Source organism: Phyllobacterium endophyticum, assembly GCF_003010935.1.
Lineage (GTDB): Bacteria > Pseudomonadota > Alphaproteobacteria > Rhizobiales > Rhizobiaceae > Phyllobacterium > Phyllobacterium endophyticum.
The window spans coordinates 885,088-908,462 of sequence record NZ_PGGN01000001.1 but is presented as its reverse complement, the minus strand read 5'-3'; the positions used below and the strand labels follow the sequence as shown (position 1 = coordinate 908,462).

22 protein-coding genes are annotated in these 23,375 nt (G+C 58.1%); 13 read left to right on the top strand and 9 right to left on the bottom strand.

The window, feature by feature from the left end; all coding sequences use genetic code 11:
• Nucleotides 1–284: 284 nt before the first annotated feature.
• Nucleotides 285–521: a hypervirulence associated TUDOR domain-containing protein gene (locus CU100_RS04270; RefSeq protein ID WP_245418907.1), complete on the bottom strand. Its 237-nt coding sequence runs from the start codon at nucleotides 519–521 to the stop codon at nucleotides 285–287.
• 198 nt (nucleotides 522–719) lie between these two features.
• Between CU100_RS04270 and sugE the strand changes: the two genes are divergently transcribed.
• From sugE to CU100_RS04250, 4 genes are all read left to right on the top strand, one after another.
• Complete coding sequence (gene sugE / locus CU100_RS04265; protein ID WP_106715999.1) at nucleotides 720–1,034, top strand: quaternary ammonium compound efflux SMR transporter SugE; 315 nt, start codon at nucleotides 720–722, stop codon at nucleotides 1,032–1,034.
• A 65-nt stretch (nucleotides 1,035–1,099) separates the two neighbouring features.
• Nucleotides 1,100–1,870: a molybdopterin-synthase adenylyltransferase MoeB gene (locus CU100_RS04260; RefSeq protein ID WP_106715264.1), complete on the top strand. Its 771-nt coding sequence runs from the start codon at nucleotides 1,100–1,102 to the stop codon at nucleotides 1,868–1,870.
• A 3-nt stretch (nucleotides 1,871–1,873) separates the two neighbouring features.
• Nucleotides 1,874–3,130, top strand: a complete 1,257-nt coding sequence (locus tag CU100_RS04255; protein WP_106715263.1) for an aconitase X — start codon at nucleotides 1,874–1,876, stop codon at nucleotides 3,128–3,130.
• On the top strand, nucleotides 3,127–3,531 hold the full coding sequence (locus tag CU100_RS04250; protein WP_106715262.1) for an aconitase X swivel domain-containing protein: 405 nt from the start codon (nucleotides 3,127–3,129) through the stop codon (nucleotides 3,529–3,531). The genes CU100_RS04255 and CU100_RS04250 overlap by 4 nt, the downstream gene beginning before the upstream one ends.
• A gap of 157 nt (nucleotides 3,532–3,688) precedes the next feature.
• Here the strand turns inward: CU100_RS04250 and CU100_RS04245 are convergent, their stop codons facing one another.
• Nucleotides 3,689–4,690, bottom strand: a complete 1,002-nt coding sequence (locus CU100_RS04245; RefSeq protein ID WP_106715261.1) for a 2-hydroxyacid dehydrogenase — start codon at nucleotides 4,688–4,690, stop codon at nucleotides 3,689–3,691.
• Between the two features lie 185 nt (nucleotides 4,691–4,875).
• Between CU100_RS04245 and CU100_RS04240 the strand changes: the two genes are divergently transcribed.
• The 5 genes from CU100_RS04240 to CU100_RS04220 all read left to right on the top strand — a co-directional run bounded on the left by CU100_RS04240 (nucleotide 4,876) and on the right by CU100_RS04220 (nucleotide 9,992).
• The gene (locus tag CU100_RS04240) at nucleotides 4,876–5,424 is read left to right on the top strand and encodes an SH3 domain-containing protein (protein ID WP_210280622.1); all 549 of its coding nucleotides are present in this window, start codon (nucleotides 4,876–4,878) and stop codon (nucleotides 5,422–5,424) included.
• 124 nt (nucleotides 5,425–5,548) lie between these two features.
• Nucleotides 5,549–5,881, top strand: coding sequence for a hypothetical protein (locus CU100_RS04235; protein WP_106715260.1), 333 nt, complete (start codon nucleotides 5,549–5,551; stop codon nucleotides 5,879–5,881).
• 139 nt (nucleotides 5,882–6,020) lie between these two features.
• The gene (locus tag CU100_RS04230) at nucleotides 6,021–6,752 is read left to right on the top strand and encodes a TylF/MycF/NovP-related O-methyltransferase (RefSeq protein ID WP_106715259.1); all 732 of its coding nucleotides are present in this window, start codon (nucleotides 6,021–6,023) and stop codon (nucleotides 6,750–6,752) included.
• A gap of 116 nt (nucleotides 6,753–6,868) precedes the next feature.
• Nucleotides 6,869–8,911 carry an acyltransferase family protein gene (locus CU100_RS04225; protein WP_106715258.1) on the top strand — a complete coding sequence of 681 codons (2,043 nt, stop codon included), beginning with the start codon at nucleotides 6,869–6,871 and terminating at the stop codon, nucleotides 8,909–8,911.
• 304 nt (nucleotides 8,912–9,215) lie between these two features.
• Nucleotides 9,216–9,992 (top strand): metallophosphoesterase, encoded by a 777-nt coding sequence (locus CU100_RS04220; RefSeq protein ID WP_106715257.1) that lies wholly within the window; start codon nucleotides 9,216–9,218, stop codon nucleotides 9,990–9,992.
• A gap of 21 nt (nucleotides 9,993–10,013) precedes the next feature.
• Here the strand turns inward: CU100_RS04220 and CU100_RS04215 are convergent, their stop codons facing one another.
• The 7 genes from CU100_RS04215 to CU100_RS04190 form a co-directional block, all read right to left on the bottom strand.
• The gene (locus CU100_RS04215) at nucleotides 10,014–12,338 is read right to left on the bottom strand and encodes a polysaccharide biosynthesis tyrosine autokinase (RefSeq protein ID WP_106715256.1); all 2,325 of its coding nucleotides are present in this window, start codon (nucleotides 12,336–12,338) and stop codon (nucleotides 10,014–10,016) included.
• Between the two features lie 81 nt (nucleotides 12,339–12,419).
• Nucleotides 12,420–13,364 (bottom strand): glycosyltransferase family 2 protein, encoded by a 945-nt coding sequence (locus CU100_RS04210; RefSeq protein ID WP_106715255.1) that lies wholly within the window; start codon nucleotides 13,362–13,364, stop codon nucleotides 12,420–12,422.
• The gene (locus CU100_RS04205; protein ID WP_106715254.1) at nucleotides 13,354–14,337 is read right to left on the bottom strand and encodes a glycosyltransferase; all 984 of its coding nucleotides are present in this window, start codon (nucleotides 14,335–14,337) and stop codon (nucleotides 13,354–13,356) included. The genes CU100_RS04210 and CU100_RS04205 overlap by 11 nt, the downstream gene beginning before the upstream one ends.
• On the bottom strand, nucleotides 14,334–15,341 hold the full coding sequence (locus CU100_RS26715) for a glycosyltransferase family 2 protein (protein ID WP_170113725.1): 1,008 nt from the start codon (nucleotides 15,339–15,341) through the stop codon (nucleotides 14,334–14,336). The genes CU100_RS04205 and CU100_RS26715 overlap by 4 nt, the downstream gene beginning before the upstream one ends.
• A gap of 45 nt (nucleotides 15,342–15,386) precedes the next feature.
• Nucleotides 15,387–16,559, bottom strand: coding sequence for a glycosyltransferase (locus CU100_RS26710; protein ID WP_170113724.1), 1,173 nt, complete (start codon nucleotides 16,557–16,559; stop codon nucleotides 15,387–15,389).
• A 148-nt stretch (nucleotides 16,560–16,707) separates the two neighbouring features.
• Nucleotides 16,708–17,496 carry an endo-1,3-1,4-beta-glycanase ExoK gene (gene exoK / locus CU100_RS04195; RefSeq protein ID WP_106715253.1) on the bottom strand — a complete coding sequence of 263 codons (789 nt, stop codon included), beginning with the start codon at nucleotides 17,494–17,496 and terminating at the stop codon, nucleotides 16,708–16,710.
• Between the two features lie 250 nt (nucleotides 17,497–17,746).
• The gene (locus CU100_RS04190) at nucleotides 17,747–18,115 is read right to left on the bottom strand and encodes a hypothetical protein (RefSeq protein ID WP_106715252.1); all 369 of its coding nucleotides are present in this window, start codon (nucleotides 18,113–18,115) and stop codon (nucleotides 17,747–17,749) included.
• Between the two features lie 253 nt (nucleotides 18,116–18,368).
• On the opposite strand from CU100_RS04190, the gene CU100_RS04185 reads away from it, so the two are divergent.
• The 4 genes from CU100_RS04185 to CU100_RS04170 all read left to right on the top strand — a co-directional run bounded on the left by CU100_RS04185 (nucleotide 18,369) and on the right by CU100_RS04170 (nucleotide 23,365).
• On the top strand, nucleotides 18,369–19,619 hold the full coding sequence (locus tag CU100_RS04185; protein ID WP_106715251.1) for an O-antigen ligase family protein: 1,251 nt from the start codon (nucleotides 18,369–18,371) through the stop codon (nucleotides 19,617–19,619).
• 494 nt (nucleotides 19,620–20,113) lie between these two features.
• The gene (locus CU100_RS04180; RefSeq protein ID WP_106715250.1) at nucleotides 20,114–20,791 is read left to right on the top strand and encodes a sugar transferase; all 678 of its coding nucleotides are present in this window, start codon (nucleotides 20,114–20,116) and stop codon (nucleotides 20,789–20,791) included.
• Nucleotides 20,792–20,913: 122 nt separating this feature from the next.
• Nucleotides 20,914–22,245, top strand: coding sequence for a UDP-glucose dehydrogenase family protein (locus tag CU100_RS04175; protein WP_106715249.1), 1,332 nt, complete (start codon nucleotides 20,914–20,916; stop codon nucleotides 22,243–22,245).
• A 40-nt stretch (nucleotides 22,246–22,285) separates the two neighbouring features.
• Nucleotides 22,286–23,365: a glycosyltransferase gene (locus tag CU100_RS04170; RefSeq protein WP_106715248.1), complete on the top strand. Its 1,080-nt coding sequence runs from the start codon at nucleotides 22,286–22,288 to the stop codon at nucleotides 23,363–23,365.
• The last annotated feature ends 10 nt before the right edge of the window (nucleotides 23,366–23,375 follow it).

Genomic DNA, 23,375 nt, shown 5'->3' with positions numbered 1-23,375 from the left:
CTCAAACACCAACGCGTCAGCCCGGCAAAACCACTATTCCCATGGCAAAACTGAGGCCAGGGGGAGCGAAAAAACGCCCACGCCGCCATGCTGACTTTATGGAGGATGAAGAATGATGGTTACCAACCGGTTTATGCGGCTGCGAATATTCGAATGAAAATGCGTCAAGCGAGAATGCCGAAGCAGCGCTATTGGCCGGCGACACCGCTCTTGCTGATTGTCATGAAGGCGCCTGCAGCAATCAAGCCCGGGGGCCTGTTCTGAGCTCATGAGCTTATCGCGAGCTATCCTGCCGGCTTGAGCTCCGAAGCACTTTTCAGAACCCTTCCGCCATCGTCCTGCTCGATCATGTAGGCGGGCTCCTCCGGCGACGCTTTGCGCGTGACCTCGACACCTTTGATCCTGCGGGTCACGGATTTGGTGAACTGCTCGACGACCTTGCCGCTGCCCGTGCCATTGGCCCAGTTCCATTCAACGCGCGCGCCTTTGTGGAAGTGCTTCATCTTGGATCCATGTTCCATGTTCCTTCAAAGGCGAAGCCCAAAGAAAGGTTCCTTTCGTCGCAAGCTAGCAAATCGCCTGACAAGACCTCATTTTGCCGCTGGCTTGCCAATCCATACCCTCATCCATACATTATTCCACGGAGGACGGCCTCCACGCTTCCCAAGCGTTTCCAGACAATCCGGGACGGCCCGATCAAACAGTGAAGGATGGTCGTCATGGCCTGGACAATACTCATTCTGGCGGGTCTCTTTGAAATCGGCTGGGCCATTGGCCTGAAATATACCGATGGGTTCACCAGGCTCACTCCCACTATTCTCACCGCCGGCAGCATGATCATCAGCGTCGTTCTGCTTGGCCTTGCCTTGCGTGAATTGCCTGTCGGCAGCGCCTATGCGGTGTGGACCGGCATTGGCACCGTGGGCACGGCGCTGCTCGGCATGTACATTTTCGGCGAACCCGCGACGGTGGTCCGCCTTGTCTGTATCGGGCTCATCGTTGCCGGCATTGGCGGGCTGAAATTTCTTGCGTGATTGCCCGCCCGGAGGCTTTTGTGAAATTGCTTTCTCTCCAGCATGGGGGCGGGTAAAACAGCGTCATGACCCAACAGCAGATCACGCCCCTCACCTCTTCTGAAATCGAGCGCTATGCCCGCCACATAATCCTCGGCGAAGTGGGCGGGCCCGGCCAGCAGAAGCTGAAGCGAGCCCGCGTGCTTGTCGTCGGCGCCGGCGGGTTGGGCGCGCCAGTGCTGCAATATCTCGCGGCGTCCGGCGTCGGCACGCTCGGCGTGATCGATGATGATCGCGTTTCGCTGTCAAATCTGCAACGGCAGATCATCCATTCGACCGAGCTCGTCGGCTCGCCCAAGGTGGAGAGCGCGGCGCGCGCCATTGCCGCCATCAACCCGCACGTGACGGTCGAGGCGCATGAGATGCGTCTTGCGCCGGACAATGCGGCCGATCTCGTCAGCCGCTATCATATCGTCGTCGATGGCTCCGATAATTTCGATACGCGCTACATGCTGGCCGATGTTTGCCTCGAGCAGAAGCGCCCGCTGGTATCGGCGGCGCTCGGACGGTTCGACGGATCGGTAACGACCCTCATGCCCTACGCTGTAAACGCGGCGGGCGAGCCGAACCCGTCCTATCGCGATCTTTTCCCCACGCCGCCGCCGCCCGGGCTTTTACCGGCCTGCGCCGAGGCTGGGGTGCTCGGCGTCCTGCCCGGCGTGATCGGCACGCTGCAGGCGACCGAGGTGATCAAGCTCATCACCGGCATCGGCGAGCCGCTGGTCGGCCGTCTTCTGCTTTATGATGCGCTGAGTTCGAGGTTTGAGACCATCAAGTATAGAGCCCGCAGGCCCTGACGAATGGCGCTCGCGCTTTCCCCTGAACAACGGGAAATTGCCAATGGCGCGCGCGGAGAAGGCGCGGCCATGGCGATGCGTATTGTTGCCGCTACCGCACGTCTGATGGGCGCGCCATCGCTCATTCCCATCGCCTCGGCTCACATTGACGGCGCGCTCTACCACGGCGACAGTGGCACGCTTTTTGCGGAAAAACTGGTGGCAGGCGGCGGCAAGGTTGCAGTCCGGGCCACACTGAATGTCGGCGCGCTTGACCTTACCGGCTGTTCGAAAAACCGGCTTCCGGCCCATGAGCGCGCCATGGCTCGGCGCATGATGGAAGCCTATCGCGCCCTTGGCTGCGAGCCGAGCTGGACCTGTGCGCCCTATCAGGCGGGCCACCGTCCGGCGCCCGGCACGGATGTTGCCTGGGGCGAATCCAATGCCGTGGTATTCTGCAATTCCGTACTCGGCGCGCGCACGAACCGCTATGGCGATTTTCTCGATATCGCCTGCGCCATCTCGGGTTTCGCCCCCTATTACGGCCTTCACCGGCCGGAAAACCGTCGCGCGACGCTGGTCTTCGACGTGTCTGGATTGCGTCCGGCATTCCTGTCGTCGGAAGTCGCATGGCCTATTCTTGGCAGCCTTTATGGACGCGAGATCGGAGATGCGGTGGGCGTGGTCACAGGCATCGCCAGGCATCCTGGCGAGGACGCGCTCAAAGCGTTCGGTGCTGCTTCCGCTTCGGCAGGCGCTGTCGGGTTGTTCCATGTGGCGGGCGTGACACCGGAAGCGCCGGACCTTGCGACGGCCCTGCACAACCAGTCGCCACAAGCTGTGATCAAAGTCACGGCCGAAATGATCGCGGACTCGCGCCGCCGCCTTTCCACGGCACCTGACATGGAGCGTATCGACGCCGTCGCCATCGGCAGCCCGCATCTATCTGTGGCCGAATTCGACCGGCTGGAAAGTTTGATCGGCAAGCGTAAGCTCAAGGTTGCGCTATATGCCTGCACGGGCCGACACGCACTCGTAGCGCTTGAAGCAGACGGGCGGCGGGCGGCGCTGGAAGCGGCAGGCGTCGTCATCGTCGCCGATACCTGCGTCGTGGTCACACCCATCCTGCCGGATATCGAAGGCGCAGTACTGATGACAAATTCCGGCAAATTTGCCCACTATGCGCCCGGCAATACCGGCTATGGCGTCATCTATGGCTCCATGTCCGAATGCGTCGAAAGTGCGGTGCTCGGTCGCCCCGTGTTCGAGGTTGCAGCATGATGGCGGAAGTCCTCGTTTCAGGGCAGCCCGCAAAAGCGCCAGCCCTTGTGCTTACCGCCCCCATCAGCTTCTGGGGAGGCGTCGATCCCAGGACCGGGTTGATAGCGGACGTGCGCCACCCGCAGCATGGCGTTTCGATCAGTGGCAAGGTGCTGTGCCTGCCTGGCACGATCGGTTCATCCTCGGCTTCAGCCGTGCTTTTGGAACTGGTCAGCGCGGGTCTCGCACCCGCCGCGCTCATCCTGCATGAACCCGACGCGATCCTGTTGCTCGGCCTCATCGTTGCGCAGGAGATGGGCTACCAGACGCCGATGGCATTGCGGCTGGACCGCGCGAAATTTGCGGGTTTTGCCGGTAAAAATCTAACAATTGGTAGCGATGGTTCAATTACCCGGGGCTAGGTGCTTCGAGACCATTTGAGAATTCAGCCTGACGAGTCCAGCTGGTGTATTTTTCGAGAACCGGAGCGCAGCGGACTTATTCGTCCGTGAGCACCGGAAGCGCAGAAAACCGCATCAGATGGCCGTCAGGGTGGATTGTCACCGGTCTCGTGGATTGTCAGCGGTCTCGGGGCAGGACCCGGTCGGGCGGGCGATGCCCATCGATAAACGTGCGAATATTGATGATCACCTTTTCGCCCATGTCGATGCGCCCTTCCAGCGTCGCCGAACCCATATGCGGCAGGATCACCACCTTTCCCTGCTTGGCGAGCTTGCGCAGCTTGGAATTGACGGCGGGCTCGTGCTCGAAAACGTCGAGCGCGGCGCCGGAAAGCTTGCCCTGTTCCAGCCGCTCCACGAGTGCGTGTTCGTCGATGATCTGGCCGCGTGCCGTGTTGACGACGAAGGCGGTCGGCTGCATCAAGGCGATCCGCCGGGCCGAGAGCAGGTGGAAAGTCGCGGGCGTCGAGGGACAATTGACCGAAATGATGTCCATGCGGGCCAGCATCTGGTCGAGGCTTTCCCAATAGGTCGCCTCCAGTTCTTCCTCAGTCTTCGGACTCACCGGCTTGCGATTGTGATAGTGGATCGACAATCCGAATGCTTTCGCCCGCCGGGCAACCGCCGTGCCGATCCGGCCCATGCCGACAATGCCGAGGCGCTTGCCCCAGATGCGGCGGCCCAGCATCCAGGTCGGACCCCAGCCCTCCCATTTGCCGTCGTCGAGAAGGATCGACGCACCTTCGACCAGGCGGCGCGGCACAGCCAGCATCAGCGCCATCGTCATGTCTGCCGTGTCTTCGGTCAGCACATTGGGGGTGTTGGTGACGGTAATTCCACGTTTGGCGGCAGCAACGACGTCGATATTGTCGGTGCCATTGCCAAAATTGGCGATGAGCTTGAGATTGGGGCCGGCAGCGGCGATGATCTCTTCGTCGATGTGATCGGTGATGGTCGGCACGAGAACATTGGCGTTGGTGACTGCCTGGATCAGTTCCGCCCGGGTCAGCCGGCGGTCATCGACATTCAGCCGGGCCTCGAAGAGCTCGCGCATGCGCGTCTCGATTGAATCCGGCAATTTGCGGGTAATGACGACCAGAGGCTTTTTGTTCACCAATATTCCCCTCCATATAGCGGCCTTATTGAGACCTCTTTAACCAAGTCATTGCAAACTGCAATCGGTCTTGTGCGGCGCCTCCATCTGTCTATCAAGGCGGCGTACAGAAGACAAAGAAAAATAGGGATCGTTCTCCATTCAGCCGCAATTTGGCTGTTGCAGGTTCGGAACGACGAAGGACTGACTAGTTGAATATTCGCAATTCTCGCCTTTTCATCGTTGCACTTGCGATCGTACTGGCATCGCCGCTGGGCATCCCGGCGCTGGGCCGCGCCAATGCCGCGGCCCAGGTCGGGCCAAGCGGTCTGCCGCTGCCGCGTTTCGTCAGCCTGAAGCCGGGCCGCGTCAATCTGCGGGTCGGCCCAGGCCGCGACTACGCGGTGACGTGGCTGTTCCTGAAATCGGGCCTGCCGGTCGAAATCGTGCAGGAATATGACAACTGGCGGCGAATACGCGACTCGGAAGGGACAGAAGGCTGGGTTTACCAGTCGCTGCTTTCAGGCAAGCGCACGGCTATGACGGCCCCCTGGCAGCGCGACAAGAACGGGGCAATGCTCAATGTCTATCGCAGCCCCGATGATACGGCGAGTGTCGTCGCCAAGGTCCAGCCCGGCGTTTTGGGAAGCCTGAAGACCTGCAATGGAAGCTATTGCCGCGTCGTCTTCAGCGGCGCCAGCGGGTGGATTCGGCAGTCGGATATCTGGGGCGCTTATCCGGACGAGAAGTTCGATAACTGATCGTCAAATTCCCCCAGGCTTGTAGACCGCTGCATCCCCACGCGGCTGAATAACAACTCACGGGATTTGCCGTAGTCTTCGCCGCGGCGAAGATCTGGCTGTGCACTCTTTCAGGAGTTTTTACGTGACGCTCGCCGCCTCCATCCAACTCGCGCTTTCAACCGTCATTTTTTTGCTTGCCGCAACCTGCGCGAAATACTGGGCGCTCGCTCCAGGCACCTTGAAGCTTGTGCTGACGATTGTCTTGTATTCGGCCGGCAATCTGATCATGTTGCGGCTCGTTCGCGAGGTCGGAATGTCTTCGGCCTTCAGCCTTTCAGCCGTCATCCAGCTCATCGCGGTCAACGTGATTGCGCTGGTCTATTTCGGCGAGAAGCTGACGATCACCCAGTCCTTCGGAATGGCATTGGCCATCCTTGCCGTTATTCTTATTACCTTCGGCTCGGCCTCCGAATAGCCCCTAGCGGGCGAATCGACCTCCCCGCTGACAAGTTCTCCGTCCTGCCATGCTATGACCACAACCTGTTGCTTCAACTGCACGGGTTGCATAACGGCACAGACGATTCGAAGAAGGGGCACACCCGAAGGAGAACGTAATGGCTACGATGCATGCTATCGTCAGGCGTGCCCGCCGCATGATTGACGAGTCCCGCCTGAGTACGACGGCACGGTCGGTTCGGCGCGATAGGCTCACCTATCTCTCCCCGCGCAAGTTGAGGCGGCTCGAAGCCGCACTGGATGAAATCAAGAGGCGGCAGGTGGCGGGTGACGTCGCCGAGTTCGGCGTTGCACTGGGCGGAAGCGCGATTGTCCTCGCCACGACCGCAACGAGCCAGGGGCGATGCTTCCATGGTTTCGACGTCTTCAGCATGATCCCTCCCCCGACTTCGGAAAAGGACGACGTGAAATCGAAGGACCGCTATCAGAAAATCGCGAGTGGAAAATCGTCGGGCCTTGGCGGCGACGAATATTACGGGTATCGCGACAATCTTTACGACGATGTCTGCCGCTCGTTTGCGAAATATGGCCTCAATATCGACAATTCCACCGTTGGTTTGCACAAAGGCCTGTTCGAAAACACGGTGCCAAAGGCCAAGATGGAACAGGTAGCGTTCGCCCACATCGATTGCGACTGGTACGATCCGGTCATGTACTGCCTCAACAAGGTCGCTGACAGGCTTAGCCCGAATGGCGTTGTGCTGATCGACGACTATCATGACTATGGCGGATGCCGCACCGCAACCGACGAATTCCTGCGCATGCGCCATGATTTCACCTTTGAAGATGGGGAAAACGTCATACTTCGCCGGACGGGCACCACCGCCTGACCTTCCTTTTCCAGCCGGACAGCATATTGCGCCGCACAAACTTTTGTTGCAACGCGTCAAATTTCACTTATGCTGCCCCGGCAGGAGATTTCCGAGACTGGGAGTTTGACCAGCCTATGAGCGCCGTCACCACATCAAATTCATTTCGCCCCGATATCGAGGGGCTACGTGCCCTGGCAGTGTCTGGAGTGGTCGCCTTCCATTTCGGTCTTACCCAACTTCCTGGCGGCTTCGTCGGCGTGGATATCTTCTTCGTCATATCCGGCTACCTCATCACCAGGCATCTGCAACAGGAAATAGCCAGGCACGGCACGGTCAATCTCTGGACGTTCTATGCCCGCCGTGCCCGACGTCTGCTTCCTGCATCACTTTTTGTCATTCTGGTCACGCTGGTCGCCGGGTATTTCATATTGGCGCCCTCCGAACAGCAGCTCTATTCGAAGGGAGCGCTGTTTGCCTCGACATACATCATCAACCTGTGGCTGATCCGCTGGTCGCTCGACTATTTCGCTGTCGATGCTTCCAATAATCCATTCATTCACTTCTGGTCGCTATCGGTCGAGGAACAGTTCTATCTGGCTTGGCCCGCACTTCTCCTGCTGTTTGCGCGAATGCGCCCCGGAAAGCACGGCGTCCTCTTGCTGATGATCGGCGTTGCCGTGATATCTTTTGCCCTCTGCGCATGGCTGACAACCGTTTCGCAACCCTGGGCGTTTTATTTTTCGCCCCTCCGGGCATGGGAATTTGCCTTGGGCGGCCTTGCGTCAATGGCGGTTCTGAACAACTGGTCCCGGCGCTTTTCCTATTCGCCTGCCATGGGCTGGCTCGGACTGGTCATGATCATTGCAGCCTATCTGAGCGTATCGGAGGAATCTGCTTTTCCCGGGTTCATAGCGCTGATACCTGCAGCAGGGACCGTCATGGTGCTCCTCAGCGGCGTACACGAAAGCCTTCTCGGACCGAGGCGCATTCTTGCGCTTGCGCCGATGCAGCTGACCGGTAAACTATCCTATTCGCTCTACCTGTGGCACTGGCCCGTCATCGTTTATGGAACCATGCTGATCCCGGACCTTACGCTCATACATCGCGTGCTGCTTCTGGTGCTGACATTCGCCCTGTCGCTCTTCAGCTACCATTTTGTCGAGAACCCCATACGGCAGAACAAGTGGCTGGTCGCAGGAACGCGCCGCTCTCTCGTCTTTGCAGGACTGCTCACAGTGACCGGCGTCACGGTCGCCTATGCGAGTGCCACATTGGCCAAACACAACCTTACGCCACAGCAGCAGGCGATCCTGGAAACCGCTGAACGCCCGTCTGCGGTCCGCGCCAAGGATAAGAGTTGCGTGCTCGATCTTGAAACGGTGAAGCCGAAACCTTGCGTGTTCGGCGCGCAGTCTTCAAGCGAAACAGTCGTGCTGTTCGGCGATTCCCATGCGGATCATTGGTCGACACCTCTCGTCGACATAGCGGAGAAGGACAATCTGCGTCTGGTTACCTACCTCAAATCGTCATGCCGGGCGACGCGAATCACGACAAGGGATTCGAAGCTGCGGCGGGAATATACCGAATGCAACGACTGGAGGGAGCTTGCACTCAAGGAGATCCTCGCGATGAAGCCGCGCACGGTCATCATCTCGCAACTCGCTATAAGCAATCTACCCAATGAAATCGGCGATCCGTCGGAGTTTGCGGCGCGGAAACAGCAATGGGCCCAAGGATTGAAATCGACAGTCGAAACGCTTGGCAATGCCGGGATCAATGTGGTCTTCATCAGGGACGTTCCCACACACACATCCTATCTCGACAAATGCGTTGCACGGGCGCTCTGGCAGAAAAGAGACCCGTCGGTCTGTGATACGCCGCGGGCGGCTGCCGCCGATGACAATGATGCTCGAATCGAAGAAGGAATCATCTCAGGCATCAAGAACGCCCGCTATGTGGACATGACCAATTTCTTCTGTAGCGACACGCGTTGTCACGCCATGATCGACGGCAAACTGACCTTCCGCGATCGTCACCACATCGCAACCCCCTATGCCGAGTCGCTCGCTGCGCCTCTCGAGCGCGCAATCTTCAAGCAGTCGATTGCCGGCGGCGTGAAGGTCCAACCGATCAGTGACAAAAACCCCGAGAAGCGTGCGGCTTTCCAGCTGCAATAGTCTGCACTGTCCGGCAAAACCTCCGTGACCACCTCGCGGTTACGCATGCCATCTCGCCGCACCCTAGAGCAAGTTTTGTCTATTCGGGGCCAGTTCTGTTTCGCGGATGGCGAGACAATCCACGCGGAAGGTGGCCAGGCCGATGTTTACCCTCCGGCAGAACGGCTCTGAATAAACAAAATTTGCTCTAGCGGCGAGATTGCATTCGGGGGTGTTTATTAGCTATAAGCCTTTGTTTTAAAGCACCATATTTGGAAACTTGCTTAGACGGGTAAATCCAGTCGCCAAGAGCGGAGAACCACCCTTGAAGAGTCTTCTTGGCTTCTTGCGATCCGACAGACCTGTCCCGCGGGTCGCAAGGCGCCGTCTATCGATCGATATCGCGCAGTCAGCCGTCTACGTCATCGGCGACGTCCATGGCTGCTACGACCAGTTGCTGACGCTGGAAGGCATGATCGCCGAGGATGCGGCCGCGCTGCCCGGAGCAAAGCTCATCATCATGCTGGGCGACTATATCGACAGGGGGCCGTCTTCGGCTCAGGTCATCGATCATCTGATTCATCGCCCGCCCGCCGGATTCCAGCGCATCTGCCTGACCGGCAATCATGACATGGCCATGCTCGACTACCTCGAAAAGCGACTGTCCCTTTCGGAATGGTGGTACATGGGCGCAAACCCGACACTGCTGTCGTATGGGATCGACCTGGAACGTTTGAGAATGGTCCACAACTCGCAGCAGATGCTTGACGACACGATCCGCTCGTCAATTCCGCAGCGGCACAGGCAATTTCTCCGTTCGCTGCCAATCCTGGCCGATGCGGGAAATTTCCTGTTTGTCCACGCCGGAATAAGGCCTTCGGTTCCGCTCAAGCAACAGAGCGATGAGGATCTCGTGTCCATCCGCAGCGAGTTCTACGACAACGCCCATCTGCTCCGGCAATGGGTCGTCCATGGTCATACGCCCATCGAAAACCCCCGCCAGGAGGGACGCCGGTTCAATATCGACACCGGCGCGTTTCACACGGGAAAGTTGAGCGCGCTACGCCTCTGGAACAAGAAGGGCCGGGTGCTGAGCACCTAGGACGTTTCAGCTCAAGGGACGCTAGGCCTTGGGCGGCGCCTTTGGCGAATGGTCGATATAGTAGTTCGAATACCGTTCCATGAAGTGCTCCGAGCTGCCATAGGAGCTGTATTTCGCCAATCGCTTCATATCGACCTTGTTAAGGACCAGTCCGAGGACCTTTGGCGCGATCTCTGTTTCCGATTGCAGTATGGATTTGACCAGTGCGCGCGGCGTAACGCCCCACTCAGCCACCATCACAAAGCCGTCGGCCAGCGGCGCAAAGGCTTTTGCATCGACGACCGGCCCCAGGGGCGGGAGATCGATGACGATATAGTCGAAAACGTTGCGTGCCTCGTCCAGGAGTTTCTTCATGCCCGGACTGGAGAGTATCTCGCTCGTGTGGCGCAGGTTGCGGTGCAGAACTGTCGGGATGATCGCAAGCTTGGTCTTGTTCTCGACCTTGACCGAATTTTGCCATGGCTGATCGTCCATGATGGCCTTCACAAGCCCTCGCTGCGTCGAAAGCGACAGGGCGCGTGACAGGCCGGGATTGCGCAGATCGCCATCGATCAGCAGCGTCTTGGAGCCCTTGGCGGCAAGAAGTCCGGCGAAGTTGGCAGCGATCGTGGTTTTGCCTTCGTCCGGCAAGACGGAGACGACGCCGATTACCTTGCTCTGCTTGCCCTGCAGCACGACGTCGGCCGCTATGTTGACGTTGCGCAATGTCTCGGCAAACAGCGACGAGGGGTTATCGACAGCCAAGCGGATGATGTTTGTCCGGGCGGGCGAAGCCTGGCCCTCCAGGGGGACGGGCGCCTTCCTGGCTTCTGAAATGCCCTCGAGTGTCGGCACATAGCCGAGGAACTTGACGCCGAGAAGTGACCGGACATCTTCACCGACACGGAAGAAGCGCTCGCGATACTCACGCCAGGCGCCAAGGCCTGCACCGGCAAACAGACCGAGCAGCAGGGAGGCTGCAAGGGCCAGTTTCTTCTTCGGGCTCGATGGGTCTGTCGGCGTCGAGGCAACGGAAATCACCCGCGCCTTGGCGATCGGGAACGACTGTTGCTGCGAAGCCTCCTGATAACGGCCAAGGTAGGTCTGGTAGAGATTGCTCAGGGCCTGCGCGTTCTGCTCGAGATCCCTCAGATGGACCAGAGCTTCGTTGGCGCTGGATGTTTTCCCCGTGGCGTTGTTCAGGCCTTCACGCAAGGATGTTTCTCGCGACTGCGCCGCCTCGTACTGGTTGCGGTAGCTTTCCGTTATCTGCTTCAGTTCCTGGAATATCTGACGCGCAACATCTTGTTCCTCCGTGCGCAGACTGACCGCCTGCGGATGATCCTGCCCAAAGCGGCTGACGATCTCCTGCTCACGTTTGGTGATCGTCAGGTAGCGAGCCCTCAGGGTTCCTATCACCGACGTCCCGTTCTGGTCCGACACGACGGCCGCATTATTGACGGCGCCCTCGGGGCCCGAAGCCAATATTGATTGATACTGATTATAGAGCGCTCGGGCGCGTGCGGTGTCGGCCTGCGCCAAGATCAACTGGCTGTTGATGTCCGACAGCTGCTGTTCGGAGACCAGCGCGCCCTTTGCTGCGGTAAGACCATTGGCAGCCCGGTAGCGCTCGACTTCGAGTGCCGCGGCCTGGGAACTTTCCTTCAGTTCATTCAAGCGGCCCTGAAGCCACACGGTCGCCCTTTGCGTCGCATCGAAATTCGCGTCGAGCTGATCGGAAAGGTAAACGTCGGCATAGGCCTTGGCGATTCTTCCCGCAAGTTCCGCGTCGTTGGATGTGAAGGCCAGGTCAATGACGAAACTGCGTCCCTGCCGCTGCACATCGAGACCCGATTGCAGCAACGCCGAGGCATAGTCGCGCTTGAGGTCAGCTGCCGACTCGCCGGTGCTCGCCGGTTTACTGCTGGAAAAAAGCCCGACAATGCCGCGCATCGTCGATATGACCTTCGAAAGGATCGACCGCGGCGGGTTCATGAATATGTCGTCTTCTTCGAGCTTTTCCCTGGCCACTACCTTGTCGGCTAGCTCGGAGGATTTCAGAATGGCGATCTGGCTGAGGATTGTCGTGTCGGTCTGCATGTTGGCAGGAGCCGGGGAAACTTCGTCAGCGAATTTACCAAGATTGTCGTCGAGCAAAATGCTTGTCGCGGCCGTGTAACTTGGTGTGGCGACAATGATATAGACCAGGCCCAGGAGGAGACCCACGCTCGCAGTCAGGATAACCGTTCTCGCCTGCCGCCGGGCAATGGCCATCAAGCGCTCGATGTCGATGAAATTATCTGCGTTTTCCGCCCCTTCGGGGTTTGCCGCCAGTCTCACATTTAGAAGCCGATTACCCTGATGCATTTTACCGCCAGTCTTTTTCTACTCAGTACGATTATTATGTCGTAAACTCACCATGTGGTCGAAATAGTACCGGGCCTTCAATCAACCCGGTCTCTGCAATGCCGGCAATAACCGCCTTAGCCTTATTGCGATAGGCATCGAAAGATGGCGCAGGGCTACAGGGTCGCTCAGGGCAACTCTGACTATCCCTCCGATCGATCGTCGTTTGATGTGCCCGACGAGCGAGAGGAACGATTTTGCCTGCTCAAGGCTACGTGTCCTTCGAGCCTGCGCCGCTCTGGCCCCGGCGTCGAGTTCGAATTTTCCGGTAAATTTCCTGTCTGCATCTAGCATGGAGACGACGTGGTGCAGTTCAAGAACACGCGAGATCGAGCCCGACCTTACGTGATAGGCGTAGCCCACCGAGGGCTCTACGACGCACTTCCCGCCGCTAGCCAGGATCGATGCGAGAAATATATAGTCCTCGCCGATACGAAGCGTTTCGTCATACTGCAAAGAATTCTCCTCGATGAACCGGCGCTCAAAGATCGGCTTCATGTAGCCATAGTTGAATGTAGACTCGAAAACGAGGTTGGACGCTATGAAGTCCGCAAGTGTGATCTCCCCGATTTTCGCGAGATGATCCGCGGGAAACATCGTTTCGCCCCTCGTCTTGCCATCCGCGATCACCTCGATATTGTCCACGGCAGCATTCGCCCCGGCCTTTTCGGCGCGGGCTATCATCGAGGCAAGGCGATCCGGAAACACCGCGTCATCCGAATCGAGCACTGCGATCCACCGGCCCTTCGCATGGGCAAGAGCGGCGTTGCGTGCGCCGCCGGGCCCGCTGTTGCGCTCCAGCGTCACGACAGTCACGCGATCGTCGGCAATCGATGCAGCGACAGCGGCGGTGCTGTCGGTCGACCTGTCGTCGGCCACGATTACCTCGACACCGACCTCGCGCTGGGCAAGCGCGCTTTCGATGGCGCGCAAGATCGTGCCTTCGGCGTTGTAGGCGGCAATGATGAACGTGACATCAGGCTGCACGGGATTTATCGCTCCTCGCCGGTATCATCGCGTCCTGGCCCAGACCATATTGCTCGATTTCCCTGACACCCATCAGCCCGCTGACAGCGCCCGCATGCATGATGCCGCGCAGGAACCATCGGTTGCGGCGGGTTGCGGAAAAGGCGGTCAACAGCGCGACAACCATACAGAACTTCGCCTTGGCGCCTGCAAGCAAGAGCTGGGTACCGCGCTTGACACCTGCGGTTCTGCTCCTGAGCATGCGCCCATGGGTCTGGCCCATGCGGAAGCGCCGCTTGCAAAGCCAGTTGAAGTTTGCACGGCCGGGCGTGACCGGTTCAAACACCCAGGCGTCCGCTGCGAACGAGATCTTGCCGCCTGCCTCGTGCAACTCGCTGAAATACTGCGTGTCTTCGCCGCCCGTTTTTCCGAGCGCCAGGCTGAACCGGCGGCTGCCCAAGGCCGCCGACGAACGTCGCAACAGCACGTTGCACGTATATCCGGTCAGGATTTCATCTCGCACCCAGACGGGAAATGTCGAGTGGAAATCCCCTGTGCTCATCCATTGCGGCGCATCGCTCGCATAAGTTGCCTGAACGGGTCCGAGTACGGCATCGGCATTCGTGTCGCGCGCCTTGGTCAGCAATTGTGCCAGCCATTCTTCCGAGGCGGTCTCATCGTCATCGATGAACGCCACGTAGTCGCCTGTGCTTGCATCGAGGCAGGCATTGCGGGCAAGCGATATATTCGCTGACGGACTGTGAATATACCGCACTTCAAACGGCAGTTCAGGCGCAAGGAGCGCAACCCGTGCTTTGGCGCTGGGTTCGATATCATTGTCGGCGACGATGACCCGGACGCGGCAATTCTCCGGTAGCCTCAGCTTCGCGAGCGAAAGCAGCGTCGCCTTCAGTTCCTCCCGGCGATAGGTACAGACGCAAATGTCGACCCGGATTTCGCCCGCGCTGTTTTGGTGATCATCCAAGCCGGTCATGAGCGCGTATCCCCTCGCCTGCGCGAATCGAACAATTGCAGCCAGAATCCCGTCGACCAGGCAAAATGCATGATCATTGCCGATATCGACGCCAGTGGACCGTAAGGATTGCGTTCGCCCACCGCCAGCCATATTCCGTAGCCCAGGCAGATCGTCACCCACAGGATGGCGGGTACCGCCGCCCACCAGTTTAGTGCAGCAAGAAACACGCCGGCAACAAGGGGAAGGACCATCAGCGGAAGCGCCTGACGAACCTTCGGTATCATGCGGTGCTTCAGGAGATTTTTTGCCCTGCCCCGGCCATATCCGAGATATTGCCTGAACAGCGCCAACGCCGATGAGCGCGGATAATAGACCATGAAGGTCTTGTCGGTCATCCATATGCGCGCACCGATCGCCTTCAGCCGGCAATCGAGTTCGGCATCTTCATTATGGGTGAAATTTTCGTCGTAGCCGCCGACTTGCCGGAATACGGAAATCCGCATCAGCGCGTGATGCCCGTGATCGGTCCAGTGGCCCTTTGCGCCAAGACGATGCCTGGCGCCGCCATTGCCCAGCTTGGAATTCTGCGCGAGGGCTGTCGCTTTCTGGAACGTACCAAACCCTTCGGTCGCCATGCCGACGACGACGGAATCTGCACCGGTCGCTTCGACTTCCTGCAGCAGTTTTTCGCAATAATCGTCCGGATACTTTCCGTGCGCGTCGATGCGGATGAGATAATCACAGCCGTCGCCATAGGTCGCCACCGCCAGGTTGATCGCGGCGCTCTGGATTCGCTTATCGTTATGCAGAAGGATAATGCGCGGATCGCCTTGCATCTTCTGCGTCACGATCTGCTGCGTGCCGTCGCTGCTCCCGCCGTCCACCACGATGATCTTGAGGTCGAAGCGCCGGGCTTCGCCGCCAAGCTTGTCAAGGAGCGCACCGATATGTTCGGCCTCGTTCAGGCAGGGCACGATTACAATGCATCGGCCGGAAAATTGCGGCTCATTGGCGCCTGGCATTGTAGTTGCGTCTCCTGTTTCCGTGTTGCCCTGCCGCAAGCGCGGTCAGGCTGCGACCTGAAGTATGGTGCCTTGCCCGTAAGACTGCGTCAGCCGTCCCAGACGTTCCACCAGCGCCCGACAATTGTTCTGGTCGAACACCCAGGTTTCCCGTTCCTGCGCTTTGACCTTTTCCCGCGCGCTCTCGTAGCGCTCGGCATCGATTGTATCGAAAAGGCCCGCAAGAGCCTTGACGCTCGGTTCCGCGATAGAATAACCGATGTCCCGAGCCCGCAGGAACAACGACGTTTCAGTGTCCTGCATGGCTATCGGCACAGAACCATACCGGCATCCCTCATAGAGCCGGTTCGGCAGAAGCCAGCTGGAATTCTGTCCCGCCTCGTAGAAATCGATGGCCCATGAAAAATGCACCTCGTCATAGATCTTCTGCAAATCTTCCGGATTTGCGTAAGCGCCATGAAATTGCATGAAGGGTTCATCGGCGACGAAGCGATCAAAATCGTCGAACTCCGTATAGGCCGGCCGCCCTCGCAGGACGATCTCGACCCGGCCTTCCATCTTGCGCGAGAAGGCAGACAACAGTTCCAGAGAGCGACGGCAACGAAGGGCTCCGAACCAGCCGATCTTCCAGGGTTCGCCGGCAGCCGGGCTGGAGCCGGTTGCCCGCATTTCCGGCTCCACGAGTTCAAGCACCTTGTTCTCCACGAGCTCCACCGGCAGGTTCATCTGGCCGAAGGGAGCAAAATATTGTCTGACGAATGCAGGCGATGAGGTGATCAGGAGCTGCGCGTTGCTGCCGAGCGTCCGCTCGACGAACCGGAAAGCCTTGCCAGTCAGGTCGCGCCGCAAAAGCAGTCGATGGATATCGAGGCATTCATAAACGATCGGCACATTGGTGGCGAACAGCGCTTTAGCCCGATTGGCAAGCGCAAGCATTTCCAGATTGCGGCCGATGATCACGTCGGGCCGCACAACGCCCTTGAGGCTTGAGCCGAGAGTTAGCGCCGCACGGGCAACAGCGGCGAGACGCTGCGCGAACCTGCCATCGCTTGTTTTACCGAGATCAACCGGAACGACGCCCGCAATCTGTTCTACCGGCGCGCTGCTTCGCGTGAAGCCGGCGAGCGTCACGGTCGCGCCGCCGGCTTGCATCATGATCACCCGGCGCCGCACCGCGGGGTCGGAAAGATCATGCACCAGGTACAGGACATGCAGCATGAAACTATCCCGCAATCGATCTGCACAGGCAGCCTAGTATGGTATTTTTTGCAGTGCAACATTCTCGCTTGCGTGCATCGATATCCATATCGACAATTCCTGCATTATTACCTGAAATCAGGCATGGGTTTGGTGTCATTGCAAAATATCACTTCAACGAACAGGCAACGGATTCTGGAAACTGGCACGGTTCGCCCGGCGCGGTGAATGCGATTCGGCTATACTCGGCCTTTACGGGCGCTTCCGGCATGCTGAAGGCGCCCAGCCAGGATTTCATCTTGTCGCTGGCCCACAGGCTCAAGTATATTTTCTGCGGGTGGGTCGGAAGCGCCGCCGGGTCCGTGACCTCATGCACCAGCTTGCCGTTGACGAAGTAACGCAGGCGATCCTTCTCCCAAACGAACGCGTAATCGTTGAACCCGCTATCTGCTCCTCCGGGCACTTCGACCATCTTCTCGTTGCCGCCCTTGCCGTTGACATATGTATTCAACTGGACCCTGGATGGGTCTTTGCCGAGAAACTCGAAGTCGATTTCATCCCAGGGTTGTTTCTGTGCCGGGCCAATATAGGTGAAGAAACTGGTATTGAAGCCTGAACCCGCGGCGGCCTTGATGCGAGCCTCATAGGTGCCATAGCTGAAGCGCGCCTTCGACTGGATTTCTCCGCACGCGTAGTCGCGATCCTTAGTCTTCTGAGGTGCAAAGCCGAGCGTCAGGGTCTTGTCTTTCACGCTGACCTGTCCCGCCGACCATGTGCAGTTCTGGTGGGCGCCGTTGGACCAGCCATCAGAAACGTACCAGCGCTTCTTGTCCAGGCTGGTGAAATCTTCAACGAAAGACTTGCCGGTATCCTCGGCATGGGCGAGCGAAAATCCGAGCGGGCCAAGTGCAATGACGAGGCTTGAAAGCGCTACCAGGCGTGAAATCGTGGCGACCATCGATCTTCCTTTCTTTATGGAGAAAAGGCACATCAGCAAGAAGCCGAAGTCAGGTTTAATCCGAATTATGCAGAGTTCTTTGCTGCACTGCATCATAACACAACGCGATGCGGCCCCTGTCAACCGCGTATAAAATCGAAAGAAGAACTCCCTTTTTTGTTTTTAATCAATATGTTGGCTCTTGGCGGCCTCATCGGTCACGACGGCCATGCCTTTTTAAGGTCGCATTCGCCCGCTGCCTCATAACTCCTCAATCGGATTTTCGATCCATCTGACCGATGCCATTGATGTTTTCAAAATTGGTGATGGCCTCGTCCATTTCCCGCATGAACGTCACCTGCTTTTCGAGGAATTCGATGCGCTTTGAAAACCTCGCGAGCGACTGCGTAAGATCCTCGACCTGCGCCGAGGCCTTTTCCGTCTCGCCCTCGTTCTCCATGTTTTCGAACGTGAAGGCGGCGGTGGCCGAAGCATCGTCATATCGGCGGCGAAAGCCGTCGCGCTCGCGCTCCGTCTCAAGGACGACGTCCCTGATTGCCCGCTTGATACTCTGGAAACGCGTGGCGTCCGACAGACGATCTCTCTCGGGATTTCTTGTCCGGAAGCCGAAAAGCGCCATCTCTCACCTCATTTCCACACGATCATTCAAACCACGACGGTCTTCAAACCGTTACGCAATGGTTTGTTGCGGTTGCAATCCTGTCAAGTCACCAAACGCATGGGCATTGATTCGACAGCCCGGACAGGGTGCCGCAGCTTCAGCTTTTTTAGTTTTACAATCCTTGCTTGTGTTGCAAGTTCTCGGCGCTCGGACAACAAAAGGAAATCTGTTCCAGAGAAAAACACATTGCTCTCCTACGGACACTGACACGATGAGAATTGCAAAATCCCTGCTGGTCCAGCCAGGCATCAATTTCTGGTACGGTACATTTGCCGTTGCCCTGTCTGTGTTCGTCTTCGCCTATTCCACGATCTTCGGGTTTCTGTCCATTCTGGTTTTCTATGGCCTGTGGTTGCCTCTCATCATGGTGGACTACCGGAAGGTGATCGGCAATTACGCACGTTTCTACTGGGTCTTGCCGTTTGCCATTTTCGCCTGCATGTCTTTCGTGTGGTCGGCGGCCCCGCCTGTCACCCTTCGCGCCGGCGTCCAATATGTAACGACGATCATCTGCGCGCTCATCGCGTCGCGCATCATTGATGCGCGAACCTTTGCTGGCGGCGTCACTGCGGGTGTGGCGCTGGTGCTGCTCTACTCGCTCCTGTTCGGCGAGTTCCACTACGATGCGCTCGACGGCTCCTATAGTTTCGTGGGTGCATTCTCCTCCAAGAACCAGCTGGGTTTTTTCGCATCACTCGGCGTCTATTTCGCATTTGCAAGCTTCTTTGTCCTGCAAACGGGCATCATATGGCGTTGCATCGCACTCCTGTGCGGCCTTCTGTCTGCCTATTGCCTGCTTGCCTCGAGTTCCGCGACCTCCGTCATCGCGACCATCGCGATCCTGGCGGGTACGATCACCATAGCCGTCGTGCTCAAATTCTCGCCGAAGCACCGCCGTTCCTTCTTTATAGTCGGCGTCGGTGTGGCATTGCTGCTGGTGGCAGTCGCTATCAACGCCGGCGCCATTGATCTCATTCTCGGCGCCTTCGGCAAGAATTCGACGCTTACCGGGCGGACTTACCTGTGGCAGGAGGGGTTCAGGGCCTCGCAGCAGGCACCACTCATGGGCATCGGTTATCAGGCTTACTGGGTGCAGGGATTTTCCGAGGCGGAACGGCTTTGGGACGAATTCTACATCACGGCACGCACCGGGTTCCACTTTCACAACACCTATATCGAGGTGCTCGTTGAACTCGGCTATATCGGCGTTGTGATGATTGCCCTGCTTATCGGCGGTGTGGTGGTGGGCTTCCTGCGACGGCTGCTGGTTGAGGAATATACGCCTCAGGGGCACCTCATGTTCGGCATCGCGCTTCTGCTGCTGATTCGCTCGTTCTTCGAGATCGACTTCATCCAGCCCTACACGATCGGGTCGTTTCTGCTGTATTATTCGGCCGGACTGCTGGCGATCCCGCAGCGAGCGACCGTGCGAATCATGAACACAGCCCGTTTAGAGGCGTAACAATTTCGTGATCGCACCTGTCTAATTCCAATGGGCTACGGTTCCCGCGACCGATCCTCACGCTCGCGAAGCTGCTTCTTTGTGCATCGGCTTCCCTATTGCAGCGCAACAAAGCGCCACATCCCCGGGTTGTGAGGAGTTGCATTTTTTGACTGTATTTCTGGCTCTGGGTGGCGCTGGAAGGCCGTGAAAGCGGCCTGATTGGCGGCCAGCGATGCTATATCGGCTAACTCCCGGAAGATCTACCCATGGGATATAGTAGTCGACGAAGTTTCAACTGAATAACCAGAGCATACTACAGTGGAAAAGGTCAAAAATTGGGCAAACTGTGGGCAATTTATAGCCATCACCAAGTATTTCACTGGCTGTAATTTTTTGTGTTGCGATGCACCATATTTTTGATGCAACTTTAGTATTAGCCTCGTTTCAGATATCGCTAGACCCTCTTTTTGATATCGTCGCATCAGCCATTCAGTACGGACCGGAGTTGTGCCATGAGCGATTCAGTCAAATCGACCGAACTTAGCTTTCCCCATATCGATACAGACTTTGACCCCGCTTTAGGAGGGATCCTGAAGCGCGGGTTCGACATTTTCGGCGCGTTGGCGGCACTCATCGCCCTCAGCCCGCTCTTCCTGCTCATCGCACTGCTCGTTCGCTTGTCCAGCGGCGGGTCGGTCTTTTACGGCCATCGCCGGATAGGCCGTGGCGGCACGGTTTTCCAATGCCTCAAGTTCCGCACCATGGTTGAGGACGGAGACGCTGTGCTGGCCAGCTATTTTGCGGCAAACCCCGACGCAAGGGCCGAATGGGAAGCCACGCGCAAGCTCAAGGACGATCCCCGTGTCACGCGTGTCGGCGCTGTGCTCAGGAAGTTGAGCCTCGATGAGCTGCCGCAGATCATCAATATCCTCCAGGGCCACATGAGCCTCGTCGGCCCGCGCCCTGTCGTAAGGGATGAACTGGAGAATTACGGCAACTCCGCCATATTCTATCTCAGGTCACGTCCCGGCCTGACCGGCCTGTGGCAGATCAGCGGACGCAACGACATATCCTACGACAGCCGCGTGGCGTTCGACCGGCAATATGTCGAGAACTGGTCGCTGAAGCTCGATCTGCACATCATCATCAAGACCGTACCCGCCGTCTGCATGGCCAGGGGCAGCTACTGATATCTCCATGAATCGCCTCAACACGTGTTTGTGGCGGTCGGTTCGGTGCCCTTGACGGGGCACAAAAGCGTTTTAGTGCGCGGATCCCCACGTGATCCGCTGTCTTGTACAGGAATCACCCTATGAATTTGACTGTTTTCGGAATTGGCTATGTCGGTCTCGTCCAGGCCGCCGTACTGGCCGAGGTCGGGCACGATGTGCTTTGCGTCGATATCGATGCGGGTCGGGTAGACCGCCTCAACCAGGGTCTGATTCCGATCTACGAACCAGGGCTTGAGAGTCTTGTTCGCGAAAATCATGCAGCGGGCCGGTTGAAGTTCACCACCGACACCGCGGCCGCGGTTAAACATGGGCAGATTCTCATGAGCGCTGTCGGTACCCCGCCGACCGAGGATGGATCGGCCGATCTGCAATACGTGCTGGCCGTCTCCCAATCGATCGGGCGCGAAATGGACGAGCCCAAGATCATCGTCAGCAAGTCGACAGTGCCGGTCGGCACCTGCGACAAGATCAGAACCCGCATTGCCGATGTGCTCAGGCAGCGCGGACGCGAAGACCTCGAGTTCGACGTTGTTTCCAATCCGGAGTTCCTCAAGGAAGGTTCGGCCGTCGTCGACTGCATGAAACCCGACCGCATCATCGTCGGTACCAATAGCGAGGCAACCGAAGCCCTGATGCGCGAACTATACGCGCCGTTCAGCCGCAACCGTGAAAAGATGATCGTCATGGATGTGCGCAGCGCCGAATTCACCAAATACGCGGCCAACTGCCTGCTCGCGACCAAGATCAGTTTCATGAACGAAATGTCCGGATTGGCGGAGCGGCTTGGCGCCGACATCGAGGAAGTTCGTAAGGGCATCGGCAGCGACCCGCGCATCGGCTATGACTTCATCTATCCGGGAATAGGTTATGGAGGCTCGTGTTTCCCGAAGGATATCCGCGCGATGATCCAGACCGCGGAAAGCATCAGTTTCGACGCCAAGATGTTGAAGGCCGTGGACGAGCGCAACAATGCGCAGAAGTCGATCCTGTTCGACAAGGTTCACCGCTATTTCAAGGGCGATCTGAAGGGCAAGGTCTTTGCCCTTTGGGGTCTGGCGTTCAAACCGAATACCGACGACATGCGCGAGGCGCCTTCCCGTACGCTGATGGAGGCGCTCTGGAAGGCCGGAGCCAGCGTGCAAGCCTTCGATCCGGAGGCCATGCAGGAATGCCAGAGCATCTATGGCCAGCGCGACGATCTGCTTCTTTGCGGAACGAAGGAGGCGGCCCTGCGCGCAGCCGACGCGCTGCTGATCGTGACAGAATGGAAGAGCTTCCGGGCACCATCTTTCGATCTGATGAGGGATGCCTTGACGACACCAGTCATTTTCGACGGACGGAACCTTTATGATCCGAAAGTCATTGCCCGCCACGGTCTGGAATATCACAGTATTGGCAGGCAGGCGGCGTAGAGTCATACTCCGGTGAAACCGGATAACAAGGAGCCACGCGATGAATGTTCTTTTTGCGGGCGGTAACGGATACTATCCTCAGTTCAGCGGCGGCGTTCAATCCAGCACGCACCATCTGGTGGAGCAATTGCGCAGCCAAGGCCATGAAGCTGCCGTGTTGGCTGCCTTGTTCGGTCAGGGAATGTTCGGGCTGAAAGCGCGCGCCAAGATGAAAATCATGGGCCAACGCGCGGCCGTTGACAATTTTCCAGGATATCCGGTCGTCAGGGCGTGGTTTCCGTGGGAGGCAGCCGCCTTCGCAGTGGACCGCCTCAAGCCGGATGTCGCCGTGGTACAGTGCCACAAATCCGTGCCCATCGGCAAAGCCCTGGAAGCCGAGGGCGTACCCCTCGTCATCTATCTCAGGAACGTGGAATTCCACGAACTCGCCGGCGACCTGCGCGAGTTGAAGACGGCTCTCTATATCGCGAATTCGGATTTCACCGCCAGAACCTACAAGGAAAAGTTCGGCATCGATTCTACCGTGATCCCACCGACGATCGATCCGGTATTGTACGGTACACCGACGAGCGGCGAATATGTGACATTCATCAACCCCTATAAGGAAAAGGGGTTCGAACTCGCCGTTCGCATTGCCGGTCAATGTCCCGATATTCCGTTCCTGTTCGTTGAAAGCTGGAAACTTGCCGACGATCATCGCGCCAGCATCGAAGAGACCATCGCGCCCTATAAGAATATCCGGCTCGAGAACCGCACCAGCGACATGAAAACCGTCTATGGCCGCACCAAGATCCTGCTCGCACCGAGCAAATGGGAAGAAGCATGGGGGCGCGTCGCCTCCGAGGCCCATTGCAGCGGAATCCCGGTCGTCGGATCGCGCCGAGGCGGGTTGCCCGAGGCGATTGGCGCGGGTGGTCTCATTCTGGACTACGACGCTCCCCTGGATGAATGGGTCGGTGCAATCCGCAAGCTTTGGAGTGACAAGGGCGAATATGATCGGCTGTCGGCCGCCGCCAGGAAGTTTTCTGAACGGCCGCAGATGGACCCGAAGATCCAGTTCTCAACCTTCCTCGGCGTGCTTGGCGAGGCAGCCGGGCATAATGCCAGACAGGTAGCGTGATACTGCTCGG